The 20,183-nt window shown below is 64.4% G+C and carries 18 protein-coding genes; 10 read left to right on the top strand and 8 right to left on the bottom strand.

Annotation, left to right across the window (positions count from 1 at the left end; all coding sequences use genetic code 11):
- The first annotated feature begins 20 nt into the window (after nucleotides 1–20).
- The 3 genes from G0P99_RS07235 to G0P99_RS07225 are packed head-to-tail and all read left to right on the top strand — an operon-like array spanning nucleotide 21 to nucleotide 3,555.
- Nucleotides 21–1,184, top strand: coding sequence for a M20 aminoacylase family protein (locus G0P99_RS07235; RefSeq protein ID WP_164128715.1), 1,164 nt, complete (start codon nucleotides 21–23; stop codon nucleotides 1,182–1,184).
- Nucleotides 1,185–1,198: 14 nt separating this feature from the next.
- Nucleotides 1,199–2,368: an amidohydrolase gene (locus G0P99_RS07230; RefSeq protein ID WP_164128714.1), complete on the top strand. Its 1,170-nt coding sequence runs from the start codon at nucleotides 1,199–1,201 to the stop codon at nucleotides 2,366–2,368.
- A 23-nt stretch (nucleotides 2,369–2,391) separates the two neighbouring features.
- Nucleotides 2,392–3,555 carry a M20 aminoacylase family protein gene (locus G0P99_RS07225; protein ID WP_164128713.1) on the top strand — a complete coding sequence of 388 codons (1,164 nt, stop codon included), beginning with the start codon at nucleotides 2,392–2,394 and terminating at the stop codon, nucleotides 3,553–3,555.
- A gap of 87 nt (nucleotides 3,556–3,642) precedes the next feature.
- Here G0P99_RS07225 and G0P99_RS07220 read toward each other — a convergent pair whose 3' ends face one another.
- The 3 genes from G0P99_RS07220 to moaA are packed head-to-tail and all read right to left on the bottom strand — an operon-like array spanning nucleotide 3,643 to nucleotide 6,994.
- Nucleotides 3,643–4,686: a glycosyltransferase family 4 protein gene (locus G0P99_RS07220; RefSeq protein WP_164128712.1), complete on the bottom strand. Its 1,044-nt coding sequence runs from the start codon at nucleotides 4,684–4,686 to the stop codon at nucleotides 3,643–3,645.
- Nucleotides 4,686–5,984 (bottom strand): 3-deoxy-D-manno-octulosonic acid transferase, encoded by a 1,299-nt coding sequence (locus G0P99_RS07215; protein WP_164128711.1) that lies wholly within the window; start codon nucleotides 5,982–5,984, stop codon nucleotides 4,686–4,688. Before G0P99_RS07215 ends, G0P99_RS07220 begins: the two co-directional genes overlap by 1 nt.
- Before the next feature lie 2 nt (nucleotides 5,985–5,986).
- Complete coding sequence (gene moaA, locus G0P99_RS07210) at nucleotides 5,987–6,994, bottom strand: GTP 3',8-cyclase MoaA (protein WP_164129248.1); 1,008 nt, start codon at nucleotides 6,992–6,994, stop codon at nucleotides 5,987–5,989.
- Nucleotides 6,995–7,086: 92 nt separating this feature from the next.
- On the opposite strand from moaA, the gene G0P99_RS07205 reads away from it, so the two are divergent.
- Nucleotides 7,087–7,539 carry a hypothetical protein gene (locus G0P99_RS07205; protein ID WP_164128710.1) on the top strand — a complete coding sequence of 151 codons (453 nt, stop codon included), beginning with the start codon at nucleotides 7,087–7,089 and terminating at the stop codon, nucleotides 7,537–7,539.
- Here the strand turns inward: G0P99_RS07205 and G0P99_RS07200 are convergent.
- The 4 genes from G0P99_RS07200 to glmU are packed head-to-tail and all read right to left on the bottom strand — an operon-like array spanning nucleotide 7,527 to nucleotide 11,962.
- Nucleotides 7,527–8,213, bottom strand: a complete 687-nt coding sequence (locus tag G0P99_RS07200) for a DNA alkylation repair protein (RefSeq protein WP_164128709.1) — start codon at nucleotides 8,211–8,213, stop codon at nucleotides 7,527–7,529. The two genes, G0P99_RS07205 and G0P99_RS07200, sit on opposite strands and share 13 nt — an antisense overlap.
- 23 nt (nucleotides 8,214–8,236) lie before the next feature.
- On the bottom strand, nucleotides 8,237–8,779 hold the full coding sequence (locus G0P99_RS07195; protein ID WP_164128708.1) for a pyridoxamine 5'-phosphate oxidase family protein: 543 nt from the start codon (nucleotides 8,777–8,779) through the stop codon (nucleotides 8,237–8,239).
- A 4-nt stretch (nucleotides 8,780–8,783) separates the two neighbouring features.
- On the bottom strand, nucleotides 8,784–10,607 hold the full coding sequence (glmS, locus tag G0P99_RS07190; protein WP_164128707.1) for a glutamine--fructose-6-phosphate transaminase (isomerizing): 1,824 nt from the start codon (nucleotides 10,605–10,607) through the stop codon (nucleotides 8,784–8,786).
- A gap of 2 nt (nucleotides 10,608–10,609) precedes the next feature.
- A complete protein-coding gene (glmU, locus tag G0P99_RS07185; protein ID WP_164128706.1) occupies nucleotides 10,610–11,962 on the bottom strand; it encodes a bifunctional UDP-N-acetylglucosamine diphosphorylase/glucosamine-1-phosphate N-acetyltransferase GlmU in 1,353 nt (450 codons plus the stop codon).
- A 129-nt stretch (nucleotides 11,963–12,091) separates the two neighbouring features.
- Here glmU and G0P99_RS07180 point away from each other — a divergent pair, with 129 nt between their 5' ends.
- The 4 genes from G0P99_RS07180 (at nucleotide 12,092) to G0P99_RS07165 (ending at nucleotide 16,179) form a co-directional block, all read left to right on the top strand.
- The gene (locus G0P99_RS07180) at nucleotides 12,092–12,754 is read left to right on the top strand and encodes an HAD-IA family hydrolase (protein ID WP_164128705.1); all 663 of its coding nucleotides are present in this window, start codon (nucleotides 12,092–12,094) and stop codon (nucleotides 12,752–12,754) included.
- 73 nt (nucleotides 12,755–12,827) lie between these two features.
- Entirely contained in the window at nucleotides 12,828–14,021 is a 1,194-nt protein-coding gene (locus G0P99_RS07175) for a DegT/DnrJ/EryC1/StrS aminotransferase family protein (RefSeq protein ID WP_164128704.1), read from the top strand.
- 163 nt (nucleotides 14,022–14,184) lie between these two features.
- Entirely contained in the window at nucleotides 14,185–14,847 is a 663-nt protein-coding gene (locus G0P99_RS07170; protein WP_164128703.1) for a DUF1236 domain-containing protein, read from the top strand.
- Between the two features lie 168 nt (nucleotides 14,848–15,015).
- Nucleotides 15,016–16,179: an isovaleryl-CoA dehydrogenase gene (locus G0P99_RS07165; RefSeq protein WP_164128702.1), complete on the top strand. Its 1,164-nt coding sequence runs from the start codon at nucleotides 15,016–15,018 to the stop codon at nucleotides 16,177–16,179.
- Nucleotides 16,180–16,238: 59 nt separating this feature from the next.
- Here G0P99_RS07165 and G0P99_RS07160 read toward each other — a convergent pair whose 3' ends face one another.
- Nucleotides 16,239–16,844 (bottom strand): OmpW family protein, encoded by a 606-nt coding sequence (locus G0P99_RS07160; protein WP_164128701.1) that lies wholly within the window; start codon nucleotides 16,842–16,844, stop codon nucleotides 16,239–16,241.
- Nucleotides 16,845–17,011: 167 nt separating this feature from the next.
- Here G0P99_RS07160 and G0P99_RS07155 point away from each other — a divergent pair, with 167 nt between their 5' ends.
- Together G0P99_RS07155 and G0P99_RS07150 are read left to right on the top strand one after the other, a co-directional pair.
- Nucleotides 17,012–18,544: an AMP-binding protein gene (locus G0P99_RS07155; RefSeq protein ID WP_164128700.1), complete on the top strand. Its 1,533-nt coding sequence runs from the start codon at nucleotides 17,012–17,014 to the stop codon at nucleotides 18,542–18,544.
- Entirely contained in the window at nucleotides 18,541–20,145 is a 1,605-nt protein-coding gene (locus G0P99_RS07150; RefSeq protein WP_164128699.1) for a carboxyl transferase domain-containing protein, read from the top strand. The genes G0P99_RS07155 and G0P99_RS07150 overlap by 4 nt, the downstream gene beginning before the upstream one ends.
- Nucleotides 20,146–20,183: the final 38 nt, after the last annotated feature.

Below are 20,183 nucleotides of genomic sequence, written 5' to 3'. Positions count from 1 at the left end.
AACAGACAGGAAGACACAGGATGCCGATCAAGAACCGCCTTGCCGAAATGCATGCCGAAATCACCGAATGGCGGCGCGACATCCACAGGCACCCGGAGATCCTGTACGAGACGCACCGGACCTCTGCCATGGTGGCGGACAAGCTGCGGTCGTTTGGCTGTGACGAGGTGGTGACCGGCATCGGGCGTACTGGCGTTGTCGGTGTGATCCGGGGCAAGAGCGACACGGCGGGCCGCGTCGTGGGATTGCGCGCCGATATGGACGCGCTGCCGATGCAGGAACAGACGGGGCTCGATTATGCCTCGGGCATTCCCGGTGCCATGCATGCTTGTGGTCACGACGGCCATACCGCGATGCTGCTGGGCGCGGCCAAGTATCTGGCCGAGACCCGGAACTTCGACGGCACGGCGGTGGTGATCTTTCAGCCCGCCGAAGAAGGCGGCAATGGCGCCGAGGCAATGGTCAAGGACGGCATGATGGACCGGTTCGGGGTGCAGGAGGTCTATGCCATGCACAACAATCCGGGCCTGGCCGCCGGTCATTTCAAGATCCGCCCGGGGCCGCTGCTGGCTGCGGCGGATACGTTCGAGATCCATCTCGAAGGACGCGGCGGCCATGCGGCCAAGCCACACGATACGGTCGATACCACGGTGATGCTGTCGCAGATGATCGTGGCGCTGCAAACGGTGGTGTCGCGCAATACCGACCCGATCCTGCAAGCGGTTCTGTCGGTGACCTCGGTCGAGACCTCGTCGAAGGCGTTCAACGTGATCCCGCAGGCGGCCACCCTTCGGGGCACGGTGCGCACCCATTCGGGGGAGATGCGCGATTTGATCGAACGGCGTCTTGGCGAGGTGGTTCAGGGGATTGCCGCCACCTTTGGCGGCAAGGCCGAGGTGAATTACGAACGCGGCGTGCCGGTGACGGTGAATGCCGAGGAACAGACCCGCCATGCCGCCGAGGTGGCCGAGCTGGTCTCGGGCGGCTGTGGTGAGGCGGCGATGGTGATGGGGGGCGAGGATTTCTCCTTCATGCTAGAGGCGCGCCCGGGGGCGTTCATCATGATCGGCAACGGGCCAAGCGCCGGGCTGCACCACCCCGAATACAATTTCAACGACGAGATCATACCCGCCGGATGCAGTTGGTTCGCCGAAATGGTCGAACGCCGCATGCCCGCTGCCTGAGAAGGACTGAGACTATGCCGGTCAAGAACCGATTTGCCGAATTGCAGGATCAGATCGCCGAATGGCGCCGCGATATACATGCCCATCCCGAGATCCGGTTCGAGGAACACCGCACCAGTGCGCTGGTGGCCGAGCGGCTGCGCGCCTTTGGTTGCGACATGGTGGAAACCGGGGTCGGGCAGACCGGAGTTGTGGGTGTCATTCACGGGCGCGAAAGCGGTTCGGGCCGGGTGATGGCGTTCCGCGCCGATATGGATGCGCTGCCGATTGCCGAGGCGACCGGGCTGCCGCATGCCTCGACCCATGCGGGCAAGATGCATGCCTGCGGCCATGACGGCCATACTGCGATGCTGTTGGGGGCTGCACAATACCTGGCCGAGACCCGCAATTTCGATGGCACCGTGGTGCTGCTGTTCCAACCCGCCGAAGAGGGCGGCGGCGGCGCCAAGGCGATGCTGGCCGATGGGGTGATGGACCGGTACGGCGTGAGCGAGGTCTATGGTCTGCACAACTGGCCGGGCCTGCCGGTCGGAGAGTTCGCCCTGCGCGAAGGCCCGTTGATGGCGGCCACGGATTTCTTTGAAATCCGGGTGCAGGGCCGGGGCGGTCACGGGGCGATGCCGCATCTGACGGCAGATGCCACGCTGGCCGCTGCACAGCTGACCGTGGCCCTGCAACAGGTGGTGGCGCGCAATGTCGATCCGCTGAAACCGGCGGTCTTGTCGGTGTGTTCGCTGCGCACAGACAGTGACGCCCATAACGTCATCGCCGACAATGCGCTGATCAAGGGCACGGTGCGTTACCTGCACCCCGAGGTGCAAAGCCTGATCCGCAGCCGGATCGAAGCGGTCGCCACCGCCACCGCCGAGGCGCATGGCGCGCGTGCGGAGCTGAACTATATGGAGCTGGTGCCGGCGACGATAAACCCGCCGACCCATATGGCATATGCGGCGGCGGCGGCACAGGAGGTCGGTGGCCGGATCAGAACCGACATCGACCCGGTGATGGGCGGCGAGGACTTCGCCGACATGCTGGCCGAACGCCCCGGTGCCTTCATCTTTCTGGGCAATGGCGACAGCGCCGATCTGCACCATCCCGCCTATGAATTCAACGACGCGGCCATCCCCGCCGGGTGCAGCTGGTTCGCCACGCTGGCCGAGCAGCGGATGCCGCTTAACCCCTGATGTGACGCAAGAGGAAATACACTATGCCCGTCAAGAACCGCTTTGCAGAATTGCAGGCCGAGATCACCGAATGGCGCCGGGATATCCATGAAAACCCGGAAATCCTGTTCGAAACCCACCGGACCAGTGCGCTGGTTGCCGAAAAGCTGCAAGAGTTCGGCTGTGACGAGGTTGTGACCGGCATCGGCCGCACCGGTGTGGTCGGTGTCATCAAGGGCAAGAACGACAGCAAGGGCAAGGTGATCGGACTGCGCGCCGACATGGACGCGCTGCCGATCCATGAGCAGACCGGGCTCGACTATGCCTCGAAGACGCCGAACGCGATGCATGCCTGTGGCCATGACGGCCATACCGCGATGCTCTTGGGCGCTGCCAAGTACCTGGCCGAGACCCGCAATTTCGACGGTACCGTGGTGGTGATCTTCCAGCCTGCCGAAGAGGGCGGCGGCGGCGGCCGAGAGATGTGCGAGGATGGCATGATGGACCGCTGGAACATCCAGGAGGTTTACGGCATGCACAACTGGCCCGGCGCGCCCGTGGGCAGTTTCGCGATTCGTCCCGGTGCCTTCTTTGCCGCCACCGATCAGTTCGACATCACGTTTGAGGGGCGCGGTGGCCATGCGGCCAAGCCGCATGAGACGGTCGATACCACGGTGATGACCGCGCAGGCGGTGCTGGCGCTGCAAACCATCGCCAGCCGAAATGCCGATCCGATCGATCAGGTGGTGGTCTCGGTCACCTCGTTCGAGACCTCGTCCAAGGCGTTCAACGTGATCCCGCAGCGGGTGCAGATCAAGGGCACCGTGCGCACCATGTCCAAGGAGATGCGCGACCTGGCCGAGAAGCGCATTCACGAGATATGTTCGGGCATCGCGGCCACCTTTGGTGGCTCGGCCGATATACGCTATATCCGGGGCTATCCGGTGATGGTGAACTCGGACGAGCAGACCGAGTTCGCCGCCAAGGTGGCGCGCGACGTCTCGGGGGGCTGCGAGGAGGCGGCGCTGGTCATGGGGGGCGAGGATTTCGCCTATATGCTGGAGGAACGCCCAGGGGCCTATATCTTGGTTGGCAATGGCGACACGGCGATGGTGCATCACCCCGAATACAACTTCAACGACGAGGCCATTCCGGCGGGATGCAGCTGGTGGGCCGGGATCGTCGAACAGCGGATGCCTGCGGCCTGAGGAAGAGGAGGAGGGGGCGTCTGCCCCCTCTTGGCCTTTCAGGCCAATTCACCCCCGAGAGTATTTGCGACCAGAAAGAAGCGGCAGTCAGCCCTGTGACCAGAGGTGCCGATAGACCGCTTCGATGCCTGCGGCCTCGCGCGCGGCGCTGAAGCTGTCCACCGCCAGATCACGGGCCGCTAGCGCGGCGGCACCATGGACATCCGCGTCAGCCAGCAGGGCATGGGCGGCCTCGGCCCCGAGGCCTGCGTTTTCCAGCGGTACCACCCGCCCGGTCCGGCCCTGGGCCGAGAATTCGCGAAAGAAGCCGGTATCCGAGCCGACAAAGGGTACGCCTGAGGCCATCGCTTCGAGCGGGACCATGCCGTAGCCCTCGTATCGCGGTAGTTGCACCACCAGCGACAGGGCGCGCATCAGGTCCGGCAGGCGGTCGGGCGGCACCTCGTCGATAAAGCGGATGCGGTTGATCATGCCGGCGCGCTGCACCTTGTCCTTGAGGGTGAGGGCGAATTTCTGATGTTCCTTGGTGGCGCGGCCCACCACCAGCGCCACCGCGCCCGGCATCTCGGGCAAGAGGCGCAGCATCGCCTCGACAAAGAGATCGGTGCCCTTTTCCGGGCGCACCCGACCGATGGTGGCAATGCCGAATGTGCCGCCATAGCCCTGCGCCGCCCAGGCGGCGGGGCGGTCGGGGGCGGGGGTGAAGCGATCTGTATCGACGCCATGCGGCACCACCGCGCGCACATGCGGGACAAAGCTTGCCGCCGCGTCGGATGTGGCCACCACCGCGTCCATGCGGCTGATCAGCCAGCGCGGAAAGGCCGAATGCCGCCGGATCGCGGCCGAGGTAAAGACGATGCGGATCGGCAGGCGCAGCACATCGCGCGCCCAGAGCGCGGTCTGCATTTCGGGGTTGCGGCGCACGTGCCAGATGGCAAAGGGTTTGCCCGGCGGTGGCGTGCGTGACAGCGCGCGGGCGGCGCGGGCGCTGATCGGTGTGGGGCAGCCGGGCAGGGCGTGGCCCACCAGTGCCAGATCGTGGGTCGCGACCTGTTGGCGGATCACATTTGCCGCCGTGGCCGAGACGCCGGTGAAATTACGGTTGAAATTGGTGACGAAGAGATCGGGCATCAGCCAAGCTCCAACCGGGTTGTCAGGGTGTCGATGACACCCTCCAGCGCGGTTTCCTGCGCGGCGACCAGTGCGCGGGCCTGGGTGCGGGCGGTGTCGAACGCCGGCTTGTCGTCCAGCCAGTGACGCACGGCGTGGGCCAGCGGAGCGGCGTCCGTCACCTCTATCGCGCCGCCGCTGGCGATCAATGGCTGATAGGTTTCGGCAAAGTTGAAATAGCCCGGTCCGGTGATCACCGCCGCGCCCGCCTGGGCCGGTTCGAACGGGTTGTGGCCGCCGATCTCGCGCAGCGAGCCGCCGAGGAAGACCAGCGGGCAAAGCGCGTACCAGGTGCCGGTCTCGCCCAGCGTGTCGGCCAGATAGACCTGCGTGCCGGGGGTGATGGTCTCGCCGCTGCTGCGGCGGGCGGAGGTGAGCCCGGCACCTGTTATCAGGGCCGACACCTCGGTTCCCCGTTCGGGGTGGCGCGGGATCAGCAGCAGCAAGAGGTCGGGATGGTCGGCCAGCATTTGGCGATGGGCTTCCAGCACCACCTCTTCCTCGCCCGGATGGGTGGAACTGGCCACCCAGACCGGGCGGGGGCCGATGGCGGCGCGCATGTCTTCCAGCAGGGCGGCATCGACCGGCAGAGGTCCGGCCATTGCCTTGAGGTTGGTTCCGGGCGTGACCCGTGCCGGGTCGGCACCCATGGCTATGAGGTTGTCGGCGGTCTGCTGGTTCTGGGTCAGGAACAGGCGGAAACGGTCCAGCAGGAAGCGCGCGGTATCCGGGAAGCGTTGCCAGCCGCGCACCGATTTTTCCGACAGGCGGGCGTTGAGAAGGGCCAGCGGCACGCCCGCGCGAGCACCCTCGACGATCATGCGCGGCCAAAGCTCGCTTTCGACAAAGACCGCCGCGTCGGGGCGCCAGTGGCGATAGAACCGCGCCACCGGGCCCGGCCCGTCGAGCGGCGCGAACTGGTGGCGACAGCGCGGCGGCATCCGCCGCGCGATCAGATCGGCCGAGGTGGGCGTACCCGAGGTGATCAGGAATTCGAGGTTTGGCATCCGCTCGCCCATGCGGGTGATCAGCCGCAGCACCGACAGGCTTTCGCCGACGCTGGCGGCATGGAACCACACGATCCGCCCGGGCGGGCGTGGCAGGCTGGCATGGCCCAGCCGTTCGTGTTGACGCTCCAGCGGCACATCGGCGCGGCGCAGTTTCTTGCGGACCGTGCGCCAGGCGAAAGGCACCAGCACAGCTGAGGCCGCGCGATACAGGTGATAGAGCGGGGTCGGCGACAGGCCGGGGCCGGACATGCTCAGCCGCCCGTGTGGCTCATATGCCGGGACATCCTGCCGTCGACCTGCTGGCGGGAATAGTCGAAATCATGGCCCTTGGGTTTCAACCCGATGGCGGCGCGGATTGCCTGTTCCAGCGGTTCCTCGCTGCCCGGATGATCGCGCAGGGGTTTGCGCAGGTCGGCCATGTCCTCTTGCCCGAGGCACATATACAGCTCGCCCGTGCAGGTCAGGCGCACCCGGTTGCAGCTTTCGCAGAAATTATGGCTGAGCGGAGTGATGAAGCCGATCTTTTGCCCGGTCTCTTCCAGCCGCACATAGCGCGCGGGGCCGCCGCTGCGCTCGGCCAGATCGGTGACGGTGTAATGTTCGGTGTAGCGGGCGCGCACGTCCTTGAGAGACCAGTACTGGTCCAGCCGGTTCTCGTTGCCGATATCGCCCATCGGCATGACTTCGATCCAGGTCAGGTCCATGTCGCGCTCGGCGCACCATTCGGTGATGCGCGGCAGTTCCTCCTCGTTGAAGCCTTTGAGCGCCACCGCGTTGATCTTGATTCTCAGCCCCGCGCGCTGGGCCGCGTCGATGCCGCGCAGCACCTGTGGCAACCGGCCCCAGCGAGTGATGTCGGCGAACTTCTGATCGTCCAGCGTATCGAGCGAGACATTCACCCGGCGCACGCCTGCGGCATAAAGCTGATCGGCAAAGCGTTCCAGCTGCGAGCCATTGGTGGTCAGCGTCAGTTCTTTCAGCGCGCCGCTGTCCAGATGTCGGGTCATGCCGTTGAAAAAGGTCATGATATCCCGGCGCACCAGCGGCTCGCCGCCGGTGATGCGCAACTTCTCCACCCCCATGCGGACAAAGGTCGAGCACATGCGGTCCAGCTCTTCCAGCGTCAGCAGATCTTTCTTGGGCAGAAAGGTCATGTTTTCCGACATGCAATAGACGCAGCGAAAATCGCAGCGGTCCGTGACGGAGACACGCAGATAGGTGATGGCACGCGCGAAAGGGTCGATCAGTGGAGCTGTCATGGCCACATAGGTAAAGCGGCACACCGCCTGCGGCAAGTGTCCTTATGGGTTAGGGCTGGCGAGTCACCGGTGCCAATGATTAGGGTAGCGATATGAGATACGTTTTGCTGATTTCCCTGATCCTTGTGGCCGGTTGTGACCGGGTCCGCTCGACCACCGACAAGCTGTTCAACCGTTCCGAGCCGGTTGCGCAGACCGCAGCACCGGAAACCGAAGCATCCGAAACCGAAGCGCCGGAAGAACCCGAGGCGGTCGCCGAGCCGGTTCAGGAGGCGGCCGATATTCAGCCCGGTTGGGTCGGCGCAAGGCAGACCATCGCGGGGTTGGGCGATCCTACGGTTCCGGGACGCTGGATGGAGACAACGCTGGTCAGTCAGGAACGCAACGGGCGCGTGGTGGTGCGCAAGACCGGGGCGACGGCACATGTCACCCTGATCCCGGTCGCGGGGGATCCGGGAGCGGGCAGCCGGTTGTCGCTGGAGGCGATGCGCGCGCTCCTGGCACCGATCGACGAGTTGGTCGAACTTGACGTCTATTCCAACTGATCGCCGAGGTATTTGCCCGCTTCCTTGCGGGCAAAGGGTTTCATTGCCGGGCCATGTTCGGCCAAAAAGGCGCGCACCGCCTCGGGATCGTGTTTGGAATGGTCGCGCAGCCACCAGGCGACGACCTTTTGCATGAACCAGTCGCGGTCGGGCACATAGTTTGCCGCCCAGCCCAGGATACGGTCGCGCGCCGCGGTATCGGCGGGTTTGGGGTTGCTCATCTTGGCCCAGGGCAGGGTGGCAACAAGTGCCGCGCGCCGGGTCCACATGTGATCCGACCGGGTCCAGTCTTCGACCTCGTTCAGACGGGACGGATCGGCAACCAGACGTTTCTGCATTGCCATCGCGGCATGGTCGGCGACGGCCCATGCATCGAAATCCGGCAGCCATGAGGTGAGCAGTGCCCAGACCTCTCCATCCGGTCTGATCCGCGCCTGCGTCAGGAGTTTTGCCGCTGCCAACCGGGCCTCGTGAATGTCGGTCTGCCAGAGCGCGTCGGCCAGGGCGACACGGTCGGGCAGGTCGAGATCCTGCCGCCACGCTTTGGTCAGGTCGTTCAGCACGGGATTCGAGACCCCCAGATACCGGCGCGGAACCTTGTGATAGGCGGCCATTTCGATGGCGCGCTCAGGGTCGGCATGGGCGCCGATCTGGTCCAGATAGTGTGCTAGCATCGGGGTGTCCTCTGGTGCCGGTCTCAGACCGGTACGCCGGTGGGTTTGCCGTCGATGGTCGTCTGGTTCTTTTCGACCCAATAGGCGCGGATGTCGTCATCCGATTTTGCATCGACCCATTTCTGCATCGTGTCACGTTCTGATGTGTATTCCATGAACGGCACGGCATAGCCGCAGGAGGTCTGCACCAGATCGACCGAGACATCGAAGATCTGGCGCGCGCTGCGATGGGCGGGGAAGAGCGGCGCAAGGCTGTCCCAGCCCGGATCACCGGCATGCAGGGTGCTGGCGGTTCCGTAGCAGCGCAGGATCAGGGGCCGGGTGGTGAAAGAACACCACATCAGGGTCATCCGGTTGTTTTCGAGCAGATGCCCGGCGGTTTCATTGCCGCTGCCGGTGATGTTCATCCAGACGATGCGGTTCGGCCCAAGGACGCGCAGCGAATCCATCCCCTTTGGCGAGATGTTGACGCGACCCTCGGGGCCGGCCGAACCGGTGAAGAACATGTGCTGCTCTTCGATGAAGGCGCGATGCGCCTCGTCTATCCGGGGAAACTGCTTGGCCATCTTGTCACTCCACCGTCACCGATTTTGCCAGGTTGCGGGGCTGGTCCACGTCGGTCCCCTTGGCCACGGCGGTGTGATAGGCCAGCAATTGCGCCGGAACCGCATAAAGGATGGGGGTCAGCGACGGATGCACATGCGGCATCTGAATGGTGGACCAGACGCCCTCGCGGGCCTCGGACAGACCATCCGCATCCGAGATCAGCATCACCTTGCCCTTGCGGGCCATGACCTCTTGCATGTTCGAAACGGTCTTGTCGAACAGCGCATCGCGCGGCGCCAGGACGACCACGGGCATCTGCTGGTCGATCAATGCGATGGGTCCGTGCTTCAGCTCTCCCGACGCGTAGGCTTCGGCGTGGATATAGCTGATTTCCTTGAGTTTCAGGGCCCCTTCCAGGGCCAGCGGATACATCAGGCCACGGCCCAGGAACAGCACGTCGCGGGCTTCGCTCAGTTTCTGCGCGGCGGCCCGTACGGTATCGTTCTGGTCCAGCGCCGCGTTAAGCGCCGATGGCAGACCACGCAGCGCCGCGGCATGGTCGGCCATCGCCGTGGGAGAGAGCATTCCCCGGTCACATGCCGCCTTGAGCGCCAGCATCAGCAGCACGCTCAGTTGGCAGGTGAAAGCCTTGGTCGAGGCGACGCCGACCTCGACACCCGCATGGATGGGCAGCGCCAGATCGCTTTCGCGGGCGATCGAGCTTTCGGGTACATTGACCACGGAAAGGATGTTGTCCGCCTTGTCCCGGCAATACCGCAGGGCCGCCAGAGTGTCGGCTGTCTCGCCGGACTGGCTGACAAAAACGGCCAATGTGCGCGCCGGGATCGGCGGCTCGCGATAGCGGAATTCGCTGGCGACATCCACTTCGACCGGTAGCCGAGCCAGTTGTTCGAACCAGTATTTTGCCGTCAGACAGGCGTAATATGCGGTGCCGCAGGCGACCATGGTCAGCCGGTCGATAGCGGCAAAGTCAATCGTTTCACCGGGCAGTTGAACGCTGTCCGATCCGGTTGGCAGGTACGAACGGATCGCCTCGGCGATGACGGTCGGTTGTTCCGCGATCTCCTTGGCCATGAAATGCTTGTAGCCGCCTTTGTCGACGCGCGTGCTGTCGAGGCGGATGGTGCGCATCTGGCGGTTGGCCAGCTTGCCATGCGCATCCCGGATTTCGGCCCCCTTGCGGGTGACGGTCGCGCGGTCGCCTTCCTCCAGATAGGTGATCCTGTCGGTCAGCGGGGCGAGCGCAATGGCGTCCGAGCCGACGAACATCTCTCCGTCCCCGTGGCCGATGGCCAGCGGGCTGCCCTTGCGGGCAGCAACGATGAGGTCTTCCTCGCCATCGAAGAGGAAGGCCAGGGCAAAGGCGCCTTCGAGCTTGTCAAGCGTGCGATAGGCCGCCTCGACCGGGCCCAGCCCCTCGCGCATGTAGCGCTCGGTCATCAGCGCCACGGTTTCGGTGTCGGTCTCGGTGGCAAAGGTGATACCAAGCTCGGCCAGTTCGGCTCGCAACTCGCGGTAATTCTCGACAATCCCGTTGTGGACCACGGCGACCGCGCCGGCGCGGTGGGGGTGGGCATTGCTGACCGTCGGTGCGCCATGGGTGGCCCAGCGGGTGTGGCCGATGCCGGATTTTCCGGCAAGCGGTTCGTGGACCAGAAGGTCGCTGAGGTTGACCAGCTTGCCCACGGCCCGGCGGCGATCCAGTACCCCGTTGTTGACCGTGGCGATGCCCGCGCTGTCATAGCCTCGGTATTCCAGCCGTTTGAGCGCTTCGACCAGGATTGGGGCAACCTCGTGATCCCCCAGAACGCCGACAATACCGCACATGCTCAGGCTTCCTTTTGCTTTCGGGCTTTCTTGGCGCGCAACATCTGGAACAGCTTGCGTGCATAGCCCGGCTTGTTTTCCTGCACGGCGCGCGCGATGGCCAGAGCGTCGGGTTCCACGTCTTGCGTGACGACGGTGCCGGTGGCGGTCATCGCGCCATCGCCCAGTGTCACCGGCGCCACCAGCATCGTGTTGGACCCGATAAAGACATTGGCGCCAATGGTGGTGCGGTGTTTCATCACGCCGTCATAGTTGCAGGTGATGGTTCCCGCCCCGATGTTGGTCTCGGCACCCACGCTGGCGTCGCCGATGTAGGACAGGTGGTTGACCTTGGCGCCCTCGCCAATCTCGGCGTTCTTGATCTCGACAAAATTGCCGATGCGGGTGTTCTCGGCCAGTTCGGTGCCCGGGCGCAGCCGCGCATAGGGGCCGACCACCGATCCCTGGCTGACATGGCAGCCTTCGAGATGTGAGAAGGCGCGTATGGTCGCGCCGCTTTCCACGGTGACACCGGGGCCGAAGACCACGTTCGGTTCGATCACCGTATCGCGTCCGATCACGGTGTCGGCAGCCAGATAGACCGTCTCGGGGGCCATCAGGGTGACCCCTAGATCGAGCAGCTCGGCGCGGGCGCGGGTCTGGAACACGGCATCGGCCGCGGCCAGATCGGCACGTGAGTTCACGCCCAAGGTCTCGCTTTCATCGCAGGAGACGGCGGTGACCTTGAGACCGCGTTTGCGAGCGATCTCGACGACATCGGTCAGATAATACTCACCGGCGGCATTTGCGTTGCCCACTTCGGCGATCAGGGAAAAGAGGGTGTCGGCCTTGCAGGCTAACAGGCCCGAGTTGCAAAAGGAAATTGCGCGCTCGGTGTCATTGGCATCCTTGAACTCGACGATCTTCTCAAGGCTGTCGCCCTGCATCACCAGGCGGCCATAGCGTGCCGGGTCGGCGGCGTGGAACCCAAGAATGACAAGGTCGTATTTGGCGCGGGCCTCGACCATCCGTTCCAGCGTGCCCGGTTGCAGAAACGGCGTATCGGCATAGAGAACCACTGCATCGCCGGGAAAACCCTCTAAAGCCTGCCGGGCCTGATCGACCGCGTGGGCGGTGCCCAGTTGTTCCTCTTGCAGAACGACAGTGGCGGTTTCGTCTTCGTCCTGCGTGGCGGCCCGCACGGCATCGGCGCCATGCCCCGCGACGACCACCGTGTGTTCGGGCGCCAGCGCGGCCCCGGTCCGCATGGCATGGACCAGCATCGGGACCTGCGCGATTGGATGCAGAACCTTGGGAATGTCCGAGTTCATCCGTGTGCCCTTGCCTGCGGCCAGGATGATCAATGCGGTGCTCATATGGCGTTTTCTCTTTTGTTTTGCTGCCGCCCGTTTTATCCGCTGGGAACAAAGGCGCAAGCGTTAGCGCGATCAAACTAGATTGCGGCTTGCAACAGGCCAAGGCGGAAAGCCGCCGAAGGAGGCAGCATGCGAACAGTGATTTTCGATCTTGATGGCACATTGGCGGATACGTCGGGCGATCTTTTGGCGGCGGCAAATCATTGTTTTCGAGAGATGGGGTATGGCGATGTCCTGATCCCTGGACAGGATGCGGGCATTGCCTTGCGGGGCGGGCGCATGATGCTGCGGCGCGGGCTGGAGCGGGTAGGGGCCTATGAGGATGCCACCGTCGACCGGTACTATCCCGTCTTGCTGGAGGCTTATCGAGGGGCGATCGACCACCACACCTTTGTCTATCCCGGCGCGATGGATGCGGTGGAGGCGTTGCGGACCCAAGGCTATGGCGTGGGGATCTGTACCAACAAACCCGAGGCCCTGGCCGAATTGCTGTTGCAGCGCCTGGGGGTGCGGGGGGCGTTTGCGTCGATGATCGGGGCCGATACGCTGCCGGTCCGCAAACCGGACCCCGAGCCGTTGCGCGCGGCGGCACGGGCGGCGGGGGGGGACCCGGCGGCCTGTGTGCTGGTGGGCGACAGCGACACCGACCGCAATACGGCGCGCGCGGCGGGCGTGCCTTCGATTCTGGTTACCTTTGGGCCGTCCGGGGCGGATATGGCCGCCTTGCAGCCCGAGGCGCTGTTGGATCGTTTCGAGGACTTGCCGGGCATCGTGAAACATCTGATCGGATGAGGTTGGGTTTCGATTTTCCAAATCGGCAAGCGACCTCTTGACCGGCGGGCGGACCGACCTCAGAAACATCGTCATGACAGAGACTTTCTCGGGTAGTTTCACCCAGCAGGAACCCATTCCGGACGAGGCGATTGAGGCGGCACTGGCGGTGCTGCGCCACGGGCGGCTGCATCGCTATAACCTTGCCAAAGGCGAGTTGGGCGAAACAGCCCTGCTGGAGCAGGAATTCGCCGCCCAGACCGGCGCCCGCTATTGCCTGGCGGTGGCCTCGGGCGGCTATGCGCTGGCCACCGCGTTGCGCGCTGTGGGGGTGGGGCCGGGGGATGCGGTGCTGACCAACGCCTTTACGCTGGCGCCGGTGCCCGGTGCCATCGCCTCGGTTGGCGCGCGGCCCGTGTTTGTGGGGGTGACCGAGAGCCTGACCATCGACCTTGACGATCTGGAGGCCAAGGCGGGCGCGGCGCGGGTGCTGATGCTGAGCCATATGCGCGGACATCTGTGCGACATGGACCGGCTGATGCAGATCTGCGACGCGGCCGGGATCATCGTGATCGAGGATTGCGCCCATACAATGGGCGCGGCTTGGAACGGGGTGGCTTCGGGGCGGCAGGGCGCGGTCGGCTGTTATTCATGCCAGACCTACAAGCACGTGAACTCGGGCGAGGGTGGTCTGCTGGTCACCGATGACGAGGAGATTGCGGCGCGGGCAGTGATGCTGTCGGGCTCTTACATGCTCTATGAACGCCACCTGGCGGCGCCGGGGCCTGAGGTGTTCGAGCGGATCAAGTATCACACCCCCAATATCTCGGGCCGGATGGACAATCTGCGCGCCGCTATCCTGCGGCCGCAGCTGCGCGCGCTCTCAACACAGGTGGCACGCTGGAACGAGCGCTATCAACGGATCGAGGCGGGGTTGCGCGGTACGCCGGGCCTGAGTGTGATCGAACGGCCCGAGGCCGAGACCTATGTCGGCTCTTCCATCCAGTTCCTGCTGCTCGACTGGGCGGCGGACAAGGTCCAGGAGGCACTGCGCCGCTGCGCTGCGCGCGGGGTCGAGCTGAAATGGTTCGGCACGCCCGAACCTGTGGGCTTTACCTCGCGCTATGACAGCTGGCGCTATGCCGAGAGCGCGCCGATGCCAGCCAGCGACCGGGTGCTGGCGGGGATCATCGACATGCGGGTGCCGCTGACCTTTAGCCTGGAGGATTGCGAGCTGATCGCGCGCATCATCCGGGCCGAGGTGGGGGCAGTCTGGCAAAACGGATAATCCGAGTTCATCGTCCTTTCTCCTCAATCCTGCGGGAAGCGCATGCCAGGCGGATCGTCGGCGGCGGAAAAAATATTGGGAACCAAACTCCGGGTCGGTTGGTTGTGACGAGACAAGAGCGCGAGTAGGCGCTTGTATCTCGCACGAGACTGAGGAGAAGACGATGAAAACCAATGTTCTGACCCTGACGGCATCCGTTCTGGCAATTGCGGCAACCCCGCTGCTGGCTGGTCCGACTGCAATGGCGGTGACCGACCTGAATATGCGTTCGGGCCCTGGCCCGCACCATTCGGTCATTGGCGTGATCGACAAGGACGCACAGACCGAAGTCGTCGGCTGCATCAAGGACAGCCAGTGGTGCAAGGTCTCTTACGAGGGCACCGATGGCTGGGCCTATGGCGAATACCTCGTCGATCCTGGCAAAACCGTCTGGGTTCCCGTGATCTCGCCCGACAACTCGTTGGAATATCAGAGCGTGACCTATGAGGACGAGACAAATAGCGGTGCGGTAGTCGGCGGCAGCGTCATGGGCGCTATTGCTGGCGGCTTGATCGGCGGCCCGGGTGGCGCCGTGGCCGGTGCGGTTGCCGGTGGCGCGCTTGGCATCGCGGCGGAACCTGAGCCGCGCGAGGAAGAAGTGACCTTTGTGCGCGCCAACATGCCGGAGCCGATCTATCTTGAGGGCGAAGTTGTGCCCGGCGCGCTGCTGCCCGATGTGGTCGAGTTGCAGCCGATCCCCGAGTCGAAATACGAATTCGCCCATGTGAACGGTCTGCCGGTTATGGTGAATCCCGAAAGCCGGATTGTCATTCACATCCTGCGCTGAACGACGCGCGCAGGGGTATCCTGATCACGGCGGGCGGCCTTCGGGCCGCCCGTTTCCGTATCTGCCACACCGGTTTTTACCCGGGTCGCGCAGAACGATTGACGGGAATCACCAACGCTGCTATCGCATTATTGAACAGTTGTTCATTAATGCGGAGAGGAGAGCGCGATGTTCGCAGCTACCATGCAATTCGATCTGGGCGAGGATGTGAACGCACTGCGCGATATGGTGCATCGCTGGGCGCAGGAGCGGGTCCGCCCGATGGCCGCCGAGATCGACCAGACCAACGAGTTTCCCAACGCGCTGTGGCGCGAGATGGGCGATCTGGGCCTGTTGGGCATCACCGTGCCCGAGGAGTTCGGCGGTGCGGGCATGTCTTACCTGGCGCATGTGGTCGCGGTCGAAGAGATCGCGCGCGCCAGTGCTTCGGTCAGCCTCAGCTATGGCGCGCATTCCAACCTCTGCGTCAACCAGATCAAGCTGAACGGCAACGACGAGCAAAAGCGCAAATACCTTCCGGGCCTGGTGTCTGGCGAACATGTGGGCGCGCTGGCCATGTCCGAGGCGGGTGCCGGATCTGACGTGGTGTCGATGAAGCTGCGCGCCGAAAAGCGCAACGACCATTACCGCCTGAACGGCAACAAGTACTGGATCACCAACGGCCCCGATGCCGATACGCTGGTGGTGTATGCCAAGACCGACCCCGAGGCGGGCAGCAAGGGCATCACCGCCTTTCTGATCGAAAAGTCGATGAAGGGCTTCTCGACGTCCAAACATTTCGACAAGCTGGGCATGCGCGGCTCGAACACGGCCGAGCTGGTCTTTGAGGATGTCGAAGTGCCGTTTGAGAACGTGCTGGGCCAGGAGGGGCGCGGCGTTGCCGTGCTGATGTCGGGTCTCGATTACGAACGCGTGGTGCTGGCCGGGATCGGCACCGGCATCATGGCCGCCTGTCTGGACGAGATCATGCCCTATATGGCCGAGCGCAAGCAGTTCGGCAAACCGATCGGCAGCTTCCAGCTGATGCAGGGCAAGATCGCCGACATGTATACCGCGATGAATTCGGCCCGCGCCTATATCTATGAAGTGGCCAAGGCCTGTGATCGCGGAGACGTGACCCGTCAGGATGCCGCCGCCTGCTGTCTTTATGCCAGTGAACAGGCGATGGTGCAGGCGCATCAGGCGGTGCAGGCAATGGGCGGTGCCGGGTTCCTGTCGGACAGCGCGGTCAGCCGTATCTTCCGCGATGCCAAGCTGATGGAGATCGGTGCCGGCACCTCGGAGATCCGCCGCATGCTGATCGGCCGCGAGCTGATGAACACGGTGCTCTGAAAACGCAAACGGCCCACAAGCCGAGGGAACTTGCGGGCCGCTGTCTTACCGAGGAGGGATCAGAACCGATGCACGTACTGGACGCCGATCACCAGCGGGTCGATCTCGGCCGTGCCGATGGCGGCGCCGTTCAGGGTGGCGTCGGATTCGATGCTGATCCAGCGCGCGTTCAGACGCAGCGCGCCCCGGTCGCTGATCTGATAGTCGAGGCCTGCGTTCACGGCGACACCAAAGCTGTCGTCCAGTTTCAGGGTGCCGAGCGGCGAGCTTTCCTCGAAGAAGGTGGTGTAGTTCACACCGAGGCCGATATAGGGTTTCCAGGACGAGTTGGTCGGGAAGTGATAGTTCAGCGACACGGTGGGCGGCAGCTGTTTGACGGTACCGGCATAGCCGATGCCACTGATCGAGACGTCATGCTTGAACGGCGTTGCGGCCAGCAGCTCGATGCCCAGATTGTCGCGGATGAAATACTCGACGGTAAAGATTGCCTGGGTGTTGTCATCCACGGTGGCTGTACCGCCGGCCATGGTGCCATTGTTGGATTTGGGGTTCACATAGCCCACACCGACACCGACGGTCCAATCGCCCTGCGATTGAGCCGCGAGCGGTCCGGCCAGGGTGGCAAGGGCAGTGGAAAGCGCCAGGGCAGCAGCGATACGAGTCATTTGAGTACCTTTGGTTTAGTTGACGCCCCGGTTCTGCGCCCGGTCATATGCAGATTCTCTGATCTGGATCAAAAGCCAGTGAAGTTTCCCCGCGTAACCAATTATGTTTATTTGAAAAACACGTTTGAAATCCCTTCTGGACAAGGGCCTTTCGGCAGGGTGTTCCAATGACATTTGCGGTACGCATACCGGGTTTGCGTCCTGATGGGGGCTGGGATTTGTCCGAGCGTCTGAACATGGCACGGCAATGCCTGTCGCAACCTGCCGATGCGCTGGCCATCATCGACCTGACCGGGCCCGGGCGGCGTGACGTCACCCATGGCGACCTGAGCGAAATGGTGCAGGGGTTGGCGCGGGTGTTGCTGCCGCGCGTGGCGCCGGGCGACCGGGTCGGCGTGCTGCTCAGCCAGTCGCCCTGGTGCGCGGCCGCGCATCTGGCGCTCTGGCATATCGGTGCCATTTCGGTGCCGCTGTTCAAGCTGTTCCAACAGGAAGCATTGCGCAGCCGTCTGGAGGATTCCGGCGCGCGTCTGGTGCTGACCGATGCCGAGGGCGCGACCCTGCTGGGCGATCTGGCGACCCCGCTGATGGCGGCCGAGATCGGGATGCCGGGCGAGCCGGTGCCGCAGGCCGATACAAGGCCCGAGGATCCGGCGGTGCTGATCTATACTTCGGGCACTACGGGCCGGGCCAAGGGCGCGCTGCATGGCCACCGGGTGCTGACCGGCCATTTGCCGGGCGTCTCGATCAGCCATAATCACCTGCGCCCGGGCGATTGCCTGTGGACGCCCGCCGACTGGGCCTGGATTGGCGGTCTGTTCGACGTGCTGATGCCGGGGCTGGCGCTGGGCATTCCGGTGGTGGCCGCGCGGCTGGACAAGTTCAGCGCAGGAGCCTGCGCCGATGTGATTGCGCGCGGCGGGGTCAGGAACGTGTTCTTTCCGCCCACCGCGCTCCGCATGCTCAAGGCCGCGGATCAGGCCATTCCCGGCCTGCGCTCGGTCGCCTCGGGCGGCGAGCCGCTGGGGGCCGAGATGCTGGCCTGGGGCGAGGGCGCATTTGGCCTCACGATCAATGAATTCTACGGCCAGACCGAGTGCAACATGACCGTGTCGTCCTGTGCTGCCGATTTCCCGGTGCGTCCGGGCTGTATCGGCAAACCGGTGCCGGGGCACGAGGTGGCGGTGATCGACGGTGCGGGCCAGCCCACGACGGGAGAGGGCGATGTCGCCGTGCGGCGCGGCTCGGCCTCGATGCTGCTGGAATACTGGCGCAACCCGGCGGCCACCGCCGAGAAGTTTCGTGGCGATTGGCTGGTGACCGGCGACCGGGGCGTGTGGGAGGGCGACTACCTCCGCTTTGTCGGGCGCGAGGATGACGTGATCACCTCGGCCGGCTACCGCATCGGCCCGGCGGAGATCGAGGATTGCCTGCTGACCCATCCGGGCGTCGCAACCGTGGGCGTGGTGGGCAAGCTCGACCCGCTCAGGACCGAGATCGTCAAGGCCTATGTAGTGCTGAAACCGGGCGCCCGGGCCAGCGCCGAAGAGCTGCAGGCCTGGGTCAAAGACCGGCTCGCCCAATATTCTTACCCGCGCGAGGTGGCGTTTTTGGACGCGCTGCCGATGACGGTGACAGGCAAAGTGATCCGCAAGGAATTGAAGCGCCGCGCTGCGGCAGAACTGGAGGCCAATCCATGAAACTCACATCCAAGGCCATGCCCGCCTCCGAGGGCTTCAAGGCGAACCGCGCCGCGCATCTGGAGGCGCTGGCGCAGATCGGGGCGGCGGCCGAGGCCGCGCGTCTGGGCGGCGGTGAAAAATCGCGGGCCCGCCACGAAAGCCGGGGCAAGATGCTGCCGCGCCGCCGGGTGGCCAACCTGCTCGATCCGGGCTCTCCTTTCCTGGAAATCGGCGCCACCGCAGCTTTTGACATGTATGACAACGCGGCACCTGCGGCCGGTGTCGTCGCCGGGATCGGCCGGGTCGAGGGGCAGGAGGTCATGGTCGTCTGCAACGACGCCACGGTAAAGGGCGGCACCTATTACCCGATGACGGTCAAGAAGCATCTGCGCGCGCAGGAGATCGCCGAGGAAAACAACCTGCCTTGCATCTATCTGGTGGACAGCGGCGGCGCCAACCTGCCCAATCAGGACGAAGTGTTCCCGGATCGCGACCACTTTGGCCGCATCTTCTATAATCAGGCGCGGATGAGCGCCAAGGGCATCCCGCAGATCGCGGTTGTGATGGGCTCCTGCACCGCAGGCGGCGCTTATGTTCCGGCCATGTCCGACGTCACCATCATCGTCAAGGAACAGGGCACCATCTTTCTCGCTGGCCCGCCGCTGGTCAAGGCTGCGACGGGCGAGGTGGTCAGCGCCGAGGATCTGGGAGGCGGCGACGTCCATACGCGCCTTTCGGGCGTGGCCGATTACCTGGCCGAGGATGACGCCCATGCGCTGGCGCTGGCGCGCCGCGCGGTGCGCTCGCTCAACCGCCGCAAACCGCTGACGGTGGACTGGGCCAGCCCCGAGGAACCGGCCTATGACCCCGAGGAAATTCTGGGCGTGGTACCCGCCGATCTGAAAACCCCCTATGACATCCGCGAGGTGATCGCGCGGCTGGTCGACGGCTCGCGCTTTGACGAGTTCAAGCCGCGCTTTGGCGAGACCATCGTCTGCGGCTTTGCCCATCTCAAGGGCTGCCCGATCGGCATCATCGCCAATAATGGCGTGATCTTCAGCGAGGCGGCGCAGAAGGCCGCGCATTTCGTGGAACTGTGCAGCCAGCGCAAGATCCCGCTGGTGTTCCTGCAAAACATCACCGGCTTCATGGTGGGCCGCAAATACGAAAACGAAGGCATCGCGCGCCATGGCGCCAAGATGGTGACGGCCGTCGCCACCACAGCCGTACCCAAGATCACCATGCTGGTGGGCGGCTCGTTCGGTGCTGGCAACTATGGCATGGCGGGCCGCGCCTATCAGCCACGCTTCCTGTGGACCTGGCCCAACAGCCGGATCTCGGTCATGGGCGGCGAACAGGCGGCCGGCGTTCTGGCCACTGTCAAGCGCGACGGGATCGAACGCGCGGGCGGCAGCTGGTCGGCCGAGGAAGAGGCCGAGTTCAAACGCCCGACGCTTGAGATGTTCGAGCGCCAGTCGCATCCGCTCTATGCCAGCGCCCGGCTTTGGGATGATGGCATCATCGACCCCCGCAAGAGCCGCGATGTGCTGGCGCTGTCGCTCAGCGCCGCTCTGAATGCGCCCATCGAGGAGACACGTTTCGGCGTGTTCCGGATGTGAGCTTCATCTCGCGAAAAATACACCGGGGGTCCGGGGGC

The sequence above is a fragment of the Ruegeria sp. PrR005 genome (assembly GCF_010500245.1).
GTDB classification, from domain to species: Bacteria; Pseudomonadota; Alphaproteobacteria; order Rhodobacterales; family Rhodobacteraceae; genus Ruegeria_B; species Ruegeria_B marisflavi.
This window is presented reverse-complemented; position numbering and strand designations above follow the sequence as displayed.